The organism is Dokdonella sp. (genome assembly GCF_036518555.1).
Taxonomy (GTDB): Bacteria; Pseudomonadota; Gammaproteobacteria; order Xanthomonadales; family Rhodanobacteraceae; genus Dokdonella_A.
Map to the genome: position 1 here is coordinate 14,755 of NZ_DATDMY010000192.1, position 15,460 is coordinate 30,214.

Annotated in this window: 15 protein-coding genes; 8 read left to right on the top strand and 7 right to left on the bottom strand. The window is 66.6% G+C overall.

Going from position 1 to position 15,460, the window contains the following annotated elements:
* Positions 1-256: 256 nt before the first annotated feature.
* Genes VI238_RS10980 through VI238_RS11000 form a run of 5 tightly spaced genes read left to right on the top strand, consistent with a single transcriptional unit; the run spans position 257 to position 2,931 of the window.
* Positions 257-574, top strand: coding sequence for a 4-oxalocrotonate tautomerase family protein (locus tag VI238_RS10980; RefSeq protein WP_331651238.1), 318 nt, complete (start codon positions 257-259; stop codon positions 572-574).
* Positions 571-894 (top strand): SH3-like domain-containing protein, encoded by a 324-nt coding sequence (locus VI238_RS10985; RefSeq protein ID WP_331651240.1) that lies wholly within the window; start codon positions 571-573, stop codon positions 892-894. Before VI238_RS10980 ends, VI238_RS10985 begins: the two co-directional genes overlap by 4 nt.
* Positions 891-1,541, top strand: coding sequence for a nitrile hydratase subunit alpha (locus tag VI238_RS10990; protein ID WP_331651242.1), 651 nt, complete (start codon positions 891-893; stop codon positions 1,539-1,541). The genes VI238_RS10985 and VI238_RS10990 overlap by 4 nt, the downstream gene beginning before the upstream one ends.
* Positions 1,538-1,882 carry a nitrile hydratase gene (locus tag VI238_RS10995; protein WP_331651244.1) on the top strand — a complete coding sequence of 115 codons (345 nt, stop codon included), beginning with the start codon at positions 1,538-1,540 and terminating at the stop codon, positions 1,880-1,882. The genes VI238_RS10990 and VI238_RS10995 overlap by 4 nt, the downstream gene beginning before the upstream one ends.
* 35 nt (positions 1,883-1,917) lie before the next feature.
* Complete coding sequence (locus VI238_RS11000; protein ID WP_331651246.1) at positions 1,918-2,931, top strand: HoxN/HupN/NixA family nickel/cobalt transporter; 1,014 nt, start codon at positions 1,918-1,920, stop codon at positions 2,929-2,931.
* 114 nt (positions 2,932-3,045) lie between these two features.
* Here the strand turns inward: VI238_RS11000 and VI238_RS11005 are convergent, their stop codons facing one another.
* A complete protein-coding gene (locus VI238_RS11005; RefSeq protein ID WP_414650054.1) occupies positions 3,046-4,035 on the bottom strand; it encodes a zinc-dependent alcohol dehydrogenase family protein in 990 nt (329 codons plus the stop codon).
* A gap of 398 nt (positions 4,036-4,433) precedes the next feature.
* Between VI238_RS11005 and VI238_RS11010 the strand changes: the two genes are divergently transcribed.
* Complete coding sequence (locus VI238_RS11010; protein ID WP_331651250.1) at positions 4,434-5,066, top strand: response regulator transcription factor; 633 nt, start codon at positions 4,434-4,436, stop codon at positions 5,064-5,066.
* A 333-nt stretch (positions 5,067-5,399) separates the two neighbouring features.
* Here VI238_RS11010 and VI238_RS11015 read toward each other — a convergent pair whose 3' ends face one another.
* Complete coding sequence (locus VI238_RS11015; RefSeq protein ID WP_331651252.1) at positions 5,400-6,350, bottom strand: MBL fold metallo-hydrolase; 951 nt, start codon at positions 6,348-6,350, stop codon at positions 5,400-5,402.
* 302 nt (positions 6,351-6,652) lie between these two features.
* Here VI238_RS11015 and VI238_RS11020 point away from each other — a divergent pair, with 302 nt between their 5' ends.
* Together VI238_RS11020 and VI238_RS11025 are read left to right on the top strand one after the other, a co-directional pair.
* Complete coding sequence (locus VI238_RS11020) at positions 6,653-7,423, top strand: response regulator transcription factor (RefSeq protein WP_331651254.1); 771 nt, start codon at positions 6,653-6,655, stop codon at positions 7,421-7,423.
* A 21-nt stretch (positions 7,424-7,444) separates the two neighbouring features.
* Positions 7,445-7,912, top strand: coding sequence for a DUF1348 family protein (locus VI238_RS11025; protein WP_414650055.1), 468 nt, complete (start codon positions 7,445-7,447; stop codon positions 7,910-7,912).
* A 179-nt stretch (positions 7,913-8,091) separates the two neighbouring features.
* Here the strand turns inward: VI238_RS11025 and VI238_RS11030 are convergent, their stop codons facing one another.
* From VI238_RS11030 to VI238_RS11050, 5 genes are all read right to left on the bottom strand, one after another.
* Positions 8,092-11,181 (bottom strand): sensor histidine kinase, encoded by a 3,090-nt coding sequence (locus tag VI238_RS11030; protein WP_331651258.1) that lies wholly within the window; start codon positions 11,179-11,181, stop codon positions 8,092-8,094.
* Between the two features lie 305 nt (positions 11,182-11,486).
* Positions 11,487-12,338: an alpha/beta hydrolase gene (locus VI238_RS11035; RefSeq protein WP_331651260.1), complete on the bottom strand. Its 852-nt coding sequence runs from the start codon at positions 12,336-12,338 to the stop codon at positions 11,487-11,489.
* A gap of 229 nt (positions 12,339-12,567) precedes the next feature.
* On the bottom strand, positions 12,568-13,407 hold the full coding sequence (locus VI238_RS11040; protein ID WP_331651262.1) for an alpha/beta hydrolase: 840 nt from the start codon (positions 13,405-13,407) through the stop codon (positions 12,568-12,570).
* A 245-nt stretch (positions 13,408-13,652) separates the two neighbouring features.
* A complete protein-coding gene (locus VI238_RS11045; RefSeq protein WP_331651264.1) occupies positions 13,653-14,018 on the bottom strand; it encodes a hypothetical protein in 366 nt (121 codons plus the stop codon).
* A 458-nt stretch (positions 14,019-14,476) separates the two neighbouring features.
* On the bottom strand, positions 14,477-15,289 hold the full coding sequence (locus tag VI238_RS11050) for a DUF2306 domain-containing protein (RefSeq protein ID WP_331651266.1): 813 nt from the start codon (positions 15,287-15,289) through the stop codon (positions 14,477-14,479).
* Positions 15,290-15,460: the final 171 nt, after the last annotated feature.

A 15,460-nucleotide genomic window follows, 5' to 3' on the forward strand; every position in this document is an offset into this window, starting at 1 on the left:
ATCGATACGCGGGAGACCTGCACACGGCCATCGGAACGTCCGTTCCATGAGTCGGTCCCGTCGACGTGCGTACGGAAGTCGCCCGGCTCTTCGCTGCGAATCCGTCGGAGCTGCTGGCGGCGTCGCGGCGGGCAGCGAGCCGTGGCGGATATCCGTCGGGCACGTCTCTGCTCGCGGTCGAGATTCACTCGTTCGGGTGTTCCGCGCGCGACGGTGGCGCACGAGCATCGGCTATCCCAACGCAAAGGAGTCCCCCATGCCGTTCGTCAACGTCAAGCTGGTCGAAGGCGTCTTCAGCACCGAGGAAAAGCATGCGATGGCCAAGGCCCTCACCGACGTCATGGTGAAGTTCGAGGGCTCGGAGGCGTTCCGTGAAGTCGTCTGGGTGCTCATCGAGGAACTGCATCCGGACGGCTGGCACATCGGCGGCCGGCCGTTCGAAGGACCGAAGTCGCTGCAGGCGACGCTCGCGCGATCGAGCGAAATCCATGCCGCCATCGATGGCCAGCCGACGACGCGCAAGGAATGGGCGGCCGCGGCGCCGGTCGCCGGCAGCGAAGGCGCGCCGCGATGAACGGCGACATCGTCAAGGCGCTCGGCGAAGCCGCGCGGTTCCACCCCGGCGAGCGCGTGCGTCTCGTCGATCGATCGCCGATCGGTCACTACCGCGTGCCGACCTACCTGCGCAACGCGACCGGCCGCGTCGAAGCGGTCATCGAACCGCCCGGGATCGACAACGAGGAAGAAGGTTACGGGCGCAACGCCGGCCAGAGCCGGCACTACTACCGCATCGCCGTCTCGATGACGTCGTTGTGGCCGGGCTACGCCGGCTCGGCGCGCGACGGCATCCGCGTCGAAGTGTTCGAGAGCTGGCTCGAGAAGGTGGACGCATGAACATGCACGACGACCATGACCATGGCCACGATCACCCGCACGCCGCGGACGATGCGCCGCCGGGCTACTACGAGCGGCTCGAAATCGCCGTGCGCGAGCTGCTGATCGAAAAACGTCTCATCGGCGCCGACGAGATCCACCACCAGATCGACGTGATCGATTCGCGCACGCCGATGCTCGGCGCGCGCATCGTCGCCCGCGCCTGGGTCGACCCCGAGTTCCGCGCGCGCCTGCTCGAGGACGGGCGCAGGGCGTGCGAGGAAGAGTACGACATCGACTTCTACGACGACACCGGCCTCATCGTGCTGGAGAATACGGACGAGGTGCACAACCTCATCGTCTGCACGCTGTGTTCGTGCTATCCACGTCCCGTGCTGGGGCTGCCCCCGGACTGGTACAAGCTCAAGCCGTATCGTTCGCGCGCGGTCTACGAGCCGCGCCAGGTGCTCGCCGAATTCGGCACGGTCATCCCCGACGATGTCGAGGTCCGCGTCAGCGATTCGACCGCGATGGTGCGTTACCTCGTGCTGCCCATGCGGCCGGCCGGAACCGAAGCGTTCAGCGAGGCTCAGCTCGCCGCGCTGGTCACGCGCGACGCGATGATCGGCGTGGCGCCGGTTCGCCTGCCGCGGGAGGGCGCGCCATGACGGATACCTCGCAGCTGGTGCGGCGCCTGCCGAACGACCTCGGCGGGCTTCCGGCCGAGCCCGTGAGGCCGGTCGACCACGTGCTCGAGCCTTGGGAGAAGCGCTGCCATGCGCTCGCCGACGTGCTCGATTTCCACAAGCTCATCAACACCGAGGAGAAGCGCTGCGGCGTGGAAGCCCTCGGCGCCGAGATGATCGGCAAGCTTTCGTACTACGAGCGCTGGATCGTCGCCTTCGCGAACATCCTGTTCCGCAAGCGCGTGCTGACGCCGCGCGAGGTCGCCGAGAAGATGCGGGCGATCGACGCGCGCTTCGCGACGGCGGACGATCACGCGACGTGAGCGGGCGCGCGCTGGTAGACGTCCGGGCGCGCGGCATGAGCGGCCTCCAGCGGCGGCTCGCGCTCGTCGCCGGCACGCTCGTGGTGCTGAATGCCGGCGCATGGTCGTGGGCGCTGGTGGCGCTGCACGGCAAGCCCGCAGCGCTCGGCGTCGCCGCGCTCGTGTACGGCCTCGGCCTGCGCCATGCGGTCGATGTCGACCACATCGCCGCAATCGATGCGATCACGCGCAAGCTCATGCAGGAAGGACAGCGGCCGGTAGCGGTCGGATTCTTCTTCGCGCTCGGCCATTCGCTCATCGTCGTCGCCGTCACCGCGCTCGTCGTCGCCGTGAAGGGCGGGCTGGAACGCATCGGCGAGTTCCGTGCGATCGGCGGCACGGTCAGCACGCTCGTTTCGGCGCTGTTCCTGTTCGCGGTCGCACTCATGAACGTCGTCATCTTCGTGTCGGTGCGGCGCCGTTTCGCGCGGCTGCGCGCCGGGGCCGCCGACGCCGACCCGGATATCGCGTCGCTGCTCGAAAATCGCGGCCTGCTCGCTCGCCTCGTGCGGCCGTTGTTCCGCCTCGTGACGAAGAGCTGGCACATGGCGCCGCTCGGCTTCGTGTTCGGCCTCGGTTTCGACACCGCGACGGAAGTCGCCGTGTTCGGCATCGCCGCGGGGCAGGCGGTGCAGGGCGCCACGCTCGCGTCCGTGCTCGTGTTCCCGGCCCTGTTCGCCGCCGGCATGGCGCTCGTCGACACCGCCGACGGCATCGTCATGGTCGGCATCTACGACTGGGCTCTCGTGGATCCGCTGCGCAAGCTCCGCTACAACATGGCGATCACGCTGGCCTCGGTCGTCGTCGCGCTGGTCATCGGCAGCCTCGAGACGCTCGCGCTGATCGCGGGCAAGTTCGACCTGCGAGGCGCGTTCTGGACGCTTGTGGCCACGGTGGGCGCGCACCTCAACGTGCTTGGCTTCGCGCTGGTCGGCCTGTTCGCGCTGATATGGGGCCTCTCGTTCGCCGTCCACCGCATGCGCGCGGATGGCTCGATGCGCGCAACGTAGCGCGCGCTCGGTGCGCAGGGCGTCGCGCCGGCGAAGGTCGCGCGACGCGGTCCCTCCCTGCGAGGCAACGCCGGAGTCCAAAGCGGTGCTCCGTCCAATGCGCTGCCTCGTGGCTCAATCGGCGATATCCACCACCAGCTTGCCGTTCGCCGTGCGATTCTCGATCGCGGCGTGTGCGTCGGCGACGTCACCCAGCGAATAGCGGCGGTCGTCCAGTCGGGGCATGAGCATCCCGGCGTCCGCCATGCGAGCCGCCTCGCGCAGTATTTCGCCGTGGCGCGCCCGACCCTCGCCGGTCAGGATCGGCAACAACGTGAAGACGCCTGAATAGCTCGCGGCACGGAAGGACAGCGGCGCGAGCGAATGAGTCCCCCAGCCGAGCGCGCTCACCACATGGCCGAATCGCTTGACGGCACGGAACGACGCGTCGAGCACCGACCCGCCAACCGTGTCGTAGACGACATCGAACCCCTTGCCATCGGTGTGCTCCGCCACATAGTCCTCGACCGCCCTCTCGCGATCGATGGGCGACGCGCCGAGTTCGGCGAGGAATCCGGCTCGGTCGGTGCGGTCCGTCGCATGGACCCGTGCGCCGCGCGCCTTCGCGATCTGGACGGCCATGTGCCCGACGCCGCCCCCGCCGCCCTGGACCAGGACGGTCTGGCCGCGCCGGACGTCGGCGCGATCGACGAGCCCCTCCCACGCGGTGATGAAGATCAACGGCGTCGCCGCCGCTTCACGCATCGAGAGCCGTGCCGGCTTGAGTGCGAGCAGATCGGCGTCGACCGCGGCGAACTCGGCCAGGCTGCCTTGCAGGCCGCCGACGCCACCGGTCATGCCCCAGACCTCGTCGCCGACGCGAAATCCATTCACACCGGGGCCGACGGCGTCGACCACGCCCGCGAGGTCCATGCCCAGGATCGCCGGCAACGGATGGCGCGCATGGTCCGCCCTGCCCGCTCGAATCTTGGTGTCGAGCGGATTGACGCCGCTCGCGACGATCCGCACGACGACCTGCCCTTGCTGCGGAGTCGGCTTGCGGACTCGCGTTACGTTGAAGTCACCACCGTGCTCTTCGAGCACGGCCGCGCGCATGTCATGAATCATGATATCGATGTCCTGATTGGGGATCGGGGGCAATGCGTGCACCGTCCGGCACGACCGACGCGTTGTCCGGGGATGCGCCGATGGCGAACTCGTTGGCTCTTCGGGCGGCGGCGGATCGCAGGTCGCGATCGGCCCTGGGCGCCCGACGAACATCGACAACGCCCGACGCACGGCATCCGTCGTCGCCGGCGCGGCGGAGAACCGCCGATCGTGCCGAAAGCGTACGCTTCGTGCGCCAGGCGCAACAGCCGCAGCCGCGTAGGAATCCGCTAACCCTTTCGGGTGGTTTGTGCGACCTCGCGGCGTGTTACCTATACTGGCGCTCGTGGCGAGGCGCCTGGCGCGCTGCGGATGACACCGGCAACGCGTACGGCCGGACGCCCCTGGAGAGCATCATGAGCGCCGAGACTGCCCCCATCCGCGTCCTCGTCGTCGACGACCATCCCCTGTTGCGCGAAGGCGTCGCCGCCGTCGTCCAGCGTCAAGCCGACATGGTGCTGGTCGGCGAAGCTGCGGACGGCCGCGAAGCGGTTGCCCTGTTTCGCGAGCATCGACCCGACGTCACCCTGATGGACCTGCAGATGCCCGAGATGGGCGGCGTCGAGGCGGTTGCGACCATTCGACGCGACTTCCCGCATGCACGCTTCGTCGTACTGACCACGCACCGCGGCGACGTGCAGGCATTGCGGGCATTCAAAGCCGGCGCCTCGGGGTATCTGCTGAAGAGCATGGTCCGCAAGGACCTGGTCGAAACGATTCGAGCGGTGCACGCGGGCCACCGCCGCATTCCCGCCGAGATCGCCAGCGCCATCGCCGAACACGTGGCATGCGACGGTTTGACCGAACGGGAGATCGAAGTCCTGAAGCAGGCGGCCGGCGGAAATGCGAACAAATCCATCGCCTCGCACCTGTGCATCTCCGAGGATACCGTCAAGGTCCACATGAAGAACATCTTCGCGAAACTCGGCGCCAACGATCGCACGCACGCCGTCACGATCGCGATCAACCGCGGAATCATCGAGACGTGACGGCGCTTTCGAGGACGTGCGCCGGCGCTCTCGCCGCCGGCTGCGACCTCGTCGATCGCGCCATCGATTCCCCTGCTGGCTTGGCATCGATGATGCGCGGGTACCCCCGGCCGTGTTCCGACGATGACGCCGCGACGAGCCGGATCCGCGGAGTGCCGCTCGATGAAGCGCGCCACGCGCGAGGCAGCCATCGCACGGACGGGCGTCATGCCACTGCGTGGCAGCCCTTGAAGTGCGATTCGACGCGCAACCTCAGGTGCGCGTCGCGCGGCACGAATGCGTGGTGCCGGCGACGCGCGTCCCGCAACTCCGACGTCGCCGCATCCGGGCAGGTCAGAGCCCCATGTAGACGAGTTGCGTGAAGAAGGCGGGATCGATGACGAAATCGCCGTACTGCGCGTCGTATGCAGCCGTCGGTTTCGCCGCGACGACTTCCGCCAGGGTCTTTCCTTCCTTCTTCAGGCGCGCCACGTTCTGTCGCACCGCGACCAGCATGTCCCGATAGGCGAGCAACTGGGTGCGATCGCCGACGGGGCCGTGGCCCGGAACGATCAGCGTGTTCGCGCTGACCGAGGCGAGGCACGCGTTGGTCCAGCGGATCATGCCGTCGATGCTGCCGCCGGCGCCGTAATCGATGAACGGATAGTGTCCGTTCCACCAGATATCGCCCATCTGCAGGACGTCGGCATTCTTGAAGTAGACCGACAGATCGGTGTCGGTGTGACCCGCGCCGTAGTGCTTGAGGATCACCGTCTCGCCATGGAACGGAATGGTCTGCTCGTTGCGGACGAGCACGGTGGGCAGACCGGCTCCCGCCAGCGGCGGGAACGTGTAGCCCCATTCGATGACGCGCGTGCCGGCCGCAAGGCGCTTGAGGGTGTTCTCATGGGCGACGATCGTCGCGCCCTCCTGGTTGGTCCACGCATTGCCGTCGGTGTGATCCCAGTGATAGTGCGTGTTGACCACGAACTCGAGGGGTGCAGGACTGATCGCGTCGAGCGCGGCCGCCAGTCGTGGCCTGGAAACCGCGATCCCCGAGTCGACGAGCAGTTTGCCATCCGCGCTGCTGAGGACGGCGATGTTCCCGCCGGAGCCCGTCAGCACGCTGATGTTGCCCCGCAGGGCCTGCGTCGCGACCGGTGTCGTCTCGGCCGATGCGTTGATCTTGAGGACCGGCGACGTGACGTCGGCGGCGGCCCAGGGAGATGCCGACAGAGTGAAGAGCGCCGCGAGGAAGGTCCGCGGGTCGTAGAGCGCGGATGTATGCATGCATCGGGTGTTCATGATTCTTCTCCATGGAGAGGACAGCGAACGTTGGCGACGGGCATCACGCGATCGGCCGCGATCGCGGCCGTGCCGGCACGCGCGCTGCGCAGGATGCCGATCGCGACCCAGCCTGGCATCGCGTCGCCCGTACCGCGTCTTCCATCGGCGACATGTCAATCCGCCACTTCCGTCGGCTACCCGATCGAGGTAGCCGTTTCTAAGTAGATGGGGGATGTCCTGCGCCGCGCGGTCGGACTAGATTGACGCCCTGTCGACCGGCTGCCTGCCGACGACATGACTCCCGAACAAGCGAGAAGCCCATGGCGTCCGCCGGAACGATCAAAGTGCTCGTCGTACACGATGACCCGCTCATGCGCGCCGGCCTCGTCGCAGCACTCGCTGCGTACACGGACATCGGCGTCGTCGCGTCCGATGGCCAATGTGCTGCGGAACGGTTCGCGCCAGCAGGCGTCGTGCCCCTCTTCACGGACGTGCTGGTCGCCGACCATTCCAACGGTATCGACATCGCGGAACGTTTCGCGCGGCAGTGCACCCCACGCGCGCTGCCGAAGATCATGATCGTCGCCGCCCATGACAGCGAGTGGGAGATCCGCAGCGCGCTCGAGCACGGCATTGCGGGCTACCTGTTGGCCGGATGCGCCCTCGATGACCTCGCGATCGGCATCCGTACCCTGCATCGCGGCGCACGCTACTTCAGCCCGGGCGTCACGGAACGGTTGGCGGAAAGCTTGTCCGCAGAACCGTTGACCGGCCGCGAAGAGGCCGTCCTGCAACTGGTGGTCGACGGCCTCTGCAACAAAGCCATTGCCGCGCGACTCGGCGTCGCGCTCGGCACCGTCAAGACCCACCTCAAGGCGATCTTCGACAAGCTCGGCGTGAAGACGCGCACGCAGGCCGTGATTGCGGTGTCACGACGGGGCTTGCTCGGGCGACGGATGCGTGCCTCGGATGGCGCGGACACGACCGCATCGGGGCGCGGCAAGGTTTCAGGATGCGTCACCGTGCTGAATCCCATGCGCGCCTGGCCACAGCGCGTCCCGTATGTTCGCGGCGAAATCACCGACCATTGACGTCAACCCAGAGGAGCACCGATCGTGACCAGGCCGCCATTGCCCCCGTTCACCGAAGACACCGCGATCCAGAAAGTGCGGTTGGCCGAAGATGGCTGGAACACGCGCGATCCCGAACGGGTCGCGCTCGCTTACAGCGTCGAGAGCCAGTGGCGGAATCGCGCCGAGTTCATCCACGGCCGCGAAGCGATCAAGGCTTTTCTCGCCCGCAAATGGCAACATGAACTCGAATACCGGTTGGTGAAGGAATTGTGGGCTTTCCGCGGGAACCGGATAGCCGTGCGCTTCGCTTATGAATGGCACGACGCCGCCGGCGCGTGGTTCAGGAGTTACGGCAACGAGAACTGGGAGTTCGACGACGACGGATTGATGCGGCGCCGATGGGCCTGCATCAACGACGCGCCGATCCACGCGGACGATCGCCGACTGCTCTGGCCGCTTGGACGGCGTCCGGACGACCAACCCTCGCTGAGCGAACTCGGGTTCTAGAAGCGCACGGAGGATCGATCGACGCTGGACATCGCGGTCGTCGCCGCCCATCGACCGCATCGGCCACCCTTGGCGGATGGCGTTGTCGTTGCGCGCGTTGCGCGCGCACCGCCGTTGACGATGGTGCCATCACGCGACTCGGAGCCACTGCCGGCTCGCAAGGAATAGCCGACGCGCCACTAGCGCGAGTCGGACGATGGGCGCGGCTCTTGCCTCAATCCCAGTCGGCTCAACCAGGACGCAGCGGGGGCGGCATCCGACGTCCAGTAGGCGATCATCGCCGGAACCCTCAGCTGGATCTCGGTGCCCGGACCCGGGCCGCTCCAGATATCCAGCTTTCCACCGAGCTCCCGCGCGCGCTCGCGCATGCCGATGAGACCCCAGTGGCCGGCCTTGTTGCCCAGCCTCAGCGTGGCCGGATCGATGCCTTTGCCGTTGTCGCGCACTTGCAGCACGAGGAATTTCTGGCCGTAGCCGACCTGCACTTCGATGCTCTGCGCCTGTGCGTGCCGGAATGCATTGATGATCGCTTCGCGACCCAGCCGGTACGCCTCGTCGCGCACGGCGGATGTCAGCTTGCGCCGCTGGCCTTCGACGATCGTTCGAAATGCGCACGCGTGGGAACTCGCCAGCTCTTCGCCGACGAGCGACAGTGCCTCCGGAAGCTCCGCCATCCTGGCTTCCGGCTCGCGCAAGTCGAGTACGCAGTCGCGACCTTCCGCGAGCACCTCGTCCGCCCGATCGAGCGTGCGCTCCATCATCTGCCGCACCGGATCGTCGGCGGGCATGTGCTCCGCCACCGTCTGGAAGCTCAACACCAGCGCCTGGGTATCCTGCAACAGCGTGTCGTGCAAGGTGCGCGCGATTCGCTCGCGCTCGAGGTTCTTCACCTTCATCTGTTGCCTGAGGCGCCCCGCCATCTGGCGCAGACGGAGACGGAAGAGGCCGTAGACGGCGAGGCATGCGGCAACGATGCACAACGCCTGGAACCACCGCGTCTGATGGAACAGCGGTGGAATCGCGAAGCGCAGCGCCGTGCTCTTTCCATCCCACGTTCCGTTCCCTTCGTCGGCCTCCACGCGAAAGGTATACGCCCCGGGCGGAAGGTCGGTATAGAACGCCTCGCGCCGCGAGCCGACGTCCTGCCACGCGTGGTCGCGCCCATCCAGCCTGTATCGGAATTGGACTTTCCTGGGGATTGCGGAGCCCAGTGCGGTGTAGCGCACGCTGATATCGCGGCTCGCGGCGGGCAGCTCCACCGCACCGGCAGGGGCGAAGGCCGTCCTGTCGGCCATCAGAGACTCGATCTGCACGCGCATCCCCTGCGACGCGGTCGCGCGCTCGGCCGGATCGATGACTTCGGCAAACTTGCTGGTCGCGAACCAGATGCGTCCGTCCGGCCCCATGCCGGCGCAGGGAGTGAACGCGCTGTAACCGAACTGGGCTCCGTCCGTCGAATCGAACAACCGCGATCGGACGCTCGTGGATGGAGCGCTTTTCCATCGCTCGAGCTCGCCGGCTTCGATCTCGATGATGCCGCAGCTTGCGCTCATCCAGACCGCATTGTTCCTGTCCTTCACGACGGCGACGAGGCTTTCGCACGGAAGGCCGTGCGCCGCATCGATCAACTGGCGGCCGGAGCGGTTCTGGATCAGCAGGCCCGCGGACGTGGCGCCCAGCAGGGTTCCATCTGCATCGACGAGAAGATGCCGGATCTGCCCCTTGCTCACGCCATCCGGCGGAAAGAGGGTGAGTTGCTTGTCCTTGTAAGAAGCGAGATGACCATCCTTGTAGCCGAGCCAGAGACCGCCACCGGCTGCGTCGCTCGCGATGGTTCTCGGATCGCCGAACGCAGCCGTATCCATTTCCTCCACGACCTTCCTGTCGCGTATGCGGACAAGCTTGGGCCCCACCAAGCCCGCCCAGACGTCGCCGTCGGCGTCTTGAACGAGGATCCTGACGATGCCGAGCGGGCCACCGTCAGCGCCGGTGATCGGATCGAGTGTCCCCTCTTCGTACACCTGGAGCGACTTGTCCAGGCCGATCCAGATGTGGCCATCGCGATCCTCGAGCAGCGACGTGACGGCCCTGTCGCGGAACAGCTCCGGATGGTCGGGCGCCGTGACCTTGTCGCCCCTCAGGATGGAAAGCGTGGTGTTGCCAAGCCACACGTCACCGTTGCTGGCCGGCAGCACGGATTCGACGCCGTCCGCGGCGAGGCCCTCGCGCATCGAGAACACCGAAACACGCTGGTGTCGAAACGCATCGATGCCGGCGGATGTCAGTACCCAGACGGTGCCTTGGCGATCTTCGATGATGCCGTTCTGGACGATCGCATTGCTGGAGAGACCGTCCTCCATGCGGAAGCGATCCACGCGACCGTCCTGTATCCGGTAAAGACCCTGGTCGAACGTTCCGACCCACAGTGCGCCGTCGCGCTGCTGGAAGACGGATGAAACAGCCAGCGTGCTGCCGTCGAAGCCGTTCATCGCGAACGGCTGCCAACGTCCCTGCGAGACCTTGCCCAGCCCCAGCGAGGGCCCTGGCCGGCCGATGCCTACCCACAGCGAACCATCGCCCGCATCGGCGATCGAACTGATCCCGCCGAGGCCGGCGAACGGTTCGAGGGTCTGCTGCAGGAAGCAATCGGCGGGCGCCTTGCCGGGATACCAGTGGCAAAGACCGCTCGAGCTGCCGAGCCATAGTCCGCCATCGGCGGCGCGCACCAGCGATGAGGCGTATTTGAGCGGGACGGTCGGAGATCCGTGGCAATCCACCTTGCGACCCGCCAAATGGCAGATGGGCACTCCGCTGCGGGTTTCCACCAGCCAGAGCGATCCATCGGCCTCCTCGACGAATAGCGACGGCACGCCGGGAACGTCGAACTGGGTGGCCTTGCCGTCCTTGACGTGGGCCACGGCGCCAGGCGTACCGATCCAGAGCCCACCATCGCGGGCGCCGAGCAGGGCGGTAACCTTGAATTCCGGGGACGGGAACCCCGCCAGTGCGTTCGACGGAACGAACCGGATGCCGTCGAACCGTACCAGGCCACCGTCCGTTCCAATCCAGATATAGCCGTCCGCCGTCTGGGCCATCGCATTCGGGCTCGCGAAGAGACCCTCCTGCGTCCGCCACGCTTCGTGCCCGAATTGGGAGAGTTGCTGCGCGGCGCGAGCGACATCCGGCTGGAGGGCGCCTACTGCGGCGGCGAGGCCCAGCGCCGCACCGACGACCCAACTCGTTCTCTCCAGTCCATTGTCGGACGTCATGCGAGCCCATCCCGTGGATAGCCATGAGGCGCGGGATCGAAGCTGCGTCCCGCAACGACCGAGGAGAGTCGAAGAACCGTCGATGCACGCCAAGCCGCATTCGCACGATGCCCGTTGCTCCGGCGATCCGCCTCGCGCGCGAACGAAGCCAGCGCCATCTTGCCCTTTCATGCCGGATGCGGATCAGCGTACTACGATGAATGGCGAGCCATCCATTCCTTCACCCGCAACCCCCGTCGGCACCGCCGATCCTTCGGGAGCATCCCGGCTGGCCGATCGGCGGTGCAATGCCGTTCCCTGTCGACTCAGCGCGCACCGACAGTGGGTGCCAGGGAGCGGCCGAGGAAGTCCCGCATGCGTGCCGCGATCTCGGCGCCGTCGGTTTCGAGGGCAAAGTGGCCGGCATCGAGCATATGGATCTCCACCTTCGGCAGATCGCGTTGATAGGGCCATGCCCCCGACGGCGGGAAGATCTCGTCGTTCTTTCCCCAGACGATCAGCATCGGTGGTTGCCGCTCGCGAAAGTACGCCTGGAACTTCGGATACAGCGGCACGTTGGTGCGATAGTCGTAGAAGAGGTCCAACTGGATCTCGGCGTTTCCCGGGCGATCCAGGCGTGCCTGGTCGACGGTGATGGCATCGGGGTCGATCAGATCCGGCTCGCGCGCGCCGTTCGTGTATTGCCAACGCGTCGCCTTGACCGTCGTCAGCCAACGGAGTCCTTCGCGCTCTCTCGCTGCGCCGGTCTTCCAGTACGCCTTGATCGGATCCCAGAACGCGCCGAGACCCTCCTCGTAGGCATTGCCGTTCTGGACGATGAAGGCCGTGACCCGATCCGGATGCTCGAGCGCGAGGCGGTAACCGACCGGCGCGCCGTAGTCCATCACATACAGCGCGAAACGCTCCAGGCCGATCTGGCGCGTCAGCTTGTCCACGATATCGGCGTAGTTGGCGAACGTGTACGCAAACTTCGCGCGATCGGGCATGTCGCTGTAACCATAGCCGGGGTAGTCCGGCGCAATCACATGGTATCGGTCGGAAAGGCGCGGGATGAGGTCACGGAACATCTGCGAGGATGTCGGAAATCCGTGCAGCAGGACGAGCGCGGGCGCGTTCTTCGGGCCCGCTTCCCGATAGAAGACGCGCACGCCGTCCACGGACGCCGTCGTGTGACGGACGGGGTCCGCGACCGATGCGACCGAGGGAATCGTGGTCGACGCATTTCGCGCGACGTCGGCGGCAGCCGACGTCGCGATGCAGGATGCGACGATGAACGAAAGAATGCCTTTCATGTTCATTCCTCTTCCTTCGGGTCATTCGGTCCGCCGATGCGGCGTGCGGCTGCATGCGCGCCCACGCCGCTTCTTGGCGGGTGGTCCGACGGCGTCAATACGACGCGGCTTCCTCGATCAGCGCGGCGACGGCACCCGGATGCGAAATCATCACGACGTGCGATGCGCCCTTCACGGCCACCGTCTTGCGCGAGTGAGCGCGCTCGGCCATGAATGCATGCGCTGCCGCGGGGATGTTCCTGTCCAGCGTGCCGTAGATGAACCACGAGGGAATGCTTTTCCATGCGGCCGACGCGGACGCTTCATTGAGGGCCGCCTCGGTGATCGGCCGCTGCGTCGCCGCCATCACGGCCGCGGAGGCTGCGCCTACGTCGGCGGCGAACTGCGCGTGATACTTGTCGGTGGAAATGTAGAGATCCTTGTCTCCGTCCGGCAACGTCACGGCGGGAGCAATCGCGGGTCCGAGCGTGCTTCCGGGGAACTGGCCGGCCAGTTTGGCCGGCGATTCGCCGACGTCCGCGGCAAACCCGGCAACGTAGACCAGTCCCTTCACATTCGCGAGCCCATCGGCCGCGCTCGTGATGACCGATCCACCGTATGAATGCCCGACGAGCACGACCGGCCCCGGGATGCTGCGCACCAGGCTGGCGACGTAGGCGGCATCGCCCTTGATGCTCCGGAGCGGATTGGCCACGGCAACGACGGGGTAGCCCTTGCGGTTCAACGTCCTGATCACGTCGCTCCAGCTCGACGATCCGGCGAAGGCGCCGTGGACGAGCACGATGGTGGGACGCTGGACCGATGTGCGAGCCGACGCCCTGCCGGTGAAGAAGAACGCAAGCCCGAGGCTGATGAGAACCGCGACCACGGCGGCCGATACCTTCCTCGCAGTGGCAGGGGTGCGAGGCTTCTGTGCCCTGATGGCGATGTGCATGATGAGTCTCCTATGGCGTGCAATGGCGGGTGGTCGGTCCATGGTCGCTACGGGGCGGGCCGTGCGGCTCCATGTCCGATGCCATCGTGCGTCCTCGGCGAACGACGCGACAGACCACGACGTGCGAGACGCGCCTGCCCCTTTGGGAGCGGATGGCTCGCACGAGGCGCGCGCCGTCACATGAGCGCGTACCGATGTGCGCCGCGCGCGACCGCGCGTAATGGACATTGACGGCGGTCCGCCATTCACGAGAGATCGGAGTCGTCATCGGGCAATACGATGAGGCGTCGTCCGAAGATTCGCGCATCCAGGGAAAATGCACCGGGACCGAGAAGACCCAGCGCCGATGCGTTGAGGATGCCGATCAGCGCAATGGGGGCGCAGGACAATCCCGGGTCGACGATGTCGACGATACTCACGGCGCACGCCAACAGCGCGAACAGCGGCGTGAAGGCGCCTGCGAGGAGGAAGACGCCGAGGGCCAACCGCAACGGGAAATCCCAGCGTCCTGGGTCGAGGGGAAACCGCAACGAACCGTCGACGAAAAGGCCGACCGCGACGCTCACGCGCAGCAACAGCAGGGCGACGCCGGGTGCTTGGCCCGGGAACATGGAATACAGTCTTTGCATGGCATCGAGCGTACGCGTGCCATCGCGAGCGCAGTAACCGCGGCGGGGTAATCCCTCGATACCTCTTTCGGGTGACCCGCGCAGTCGACCGCGGTGGGCACGCCGATCTAGCGCGGAGCGTCGAGCACGCGAGCGGGCGTCGTTTCAGGCGCCGCTGCCGATGCGCCTCCGATCGCATGACGGAAGTCGTCGGGCGATGCAAAACGGCGCTGCGTGGCCTCGACACGCACGGCCTGCCACGCCGCGGCGCCGTCACCGTCGGCGGCTTCGGCCCCGCGATCGCGCTGGACGCATGGCCTTCGGGCCGCGCGTCACACAGCGTTGACTCGATCAGCAGCGGTCTTGATCGATGGGCGGTGCCCGGGATCAACTACCACCGTTCCCATTGGTCGGAAGCACTCGCTGACGGCTACCGAGCTCAAGCGTCCATGCCCTGCCGCTCACTTCGACGCTACCAGCACCGGCATCCACATGAAGGCGACCGCAGCGGCACTCCCGGCCAACGTCACGAGCGAAAGCAAACCCAATGTCAGAGCCATGGCGTACTTGGGTAGAGGCCGCGTCGATCGTTCAGCGCCCAGGTAAAGCTCCAGCACGGTCAGCGGCAACAGCCAACTGGCGAAGCTCACGCCGACGAAAACGGCGCCCTCGTAATCGATCTTGATTCCGAGCGGGGCCAATGCCAAACCCGCAAGCATGATGCCGATACGCAGGAACCATACGCCGTTGACCAACAGGAAGGCGCGCAGCGCGTGCGCTCGATGGCGGGCGAAGTCGCGTCGGAGCGCGCTCCGCCACGCCAGCGTGGCGAAGGCGACGATTAGGAGGCCGTTCAGCGTGATCGAGAGGTTGCTTCCCGAACCGAGCTGGGAGCCACGGATCCACGTGAGGTAGAGGCCCGATAGTGCAGCGACCAGGGCGATACCGAGGAACAGGCGACCGTTCCAGCGATGCAGGTGTAGCCAGCGGCGACGCACGGCGGGCACCAACTGCCAGCCGCCGGCAAACGTCACCACGCCGCCCATGAGCGCGTGACCTATGAATTGGATATTGCCGAACACGTCTCCGCGGACGTAGCCGGTCACATGCGGCTTGCTGTTGAGCGCCGCCAGATCGCCGCCGAGCACATGGCCGCCGAAGAACAGCACGATGAACACGACGAAGGCCCATTGGCCCAGGGTCGCAGCAACAAACCAGGCGGAAGCGCCGAGGCGCAGAGCCTGCGCGGGAGAGACGATGCGGGGCGATGCCATGTGATGGGAACGTGCGGGAGAGGGGCTGCCACCCTGCCCGTCGACCGCCCGGTTCGTCTGGCCGATTCGCGAATCGGCCAGTCGAATGGCGCGGTGGCAAATCGTTGTTTACGGACGGTTTATCGACGGGCACTGGCTTTGGACGCTGCGGTTCCTCCAAACTTGTCGTCG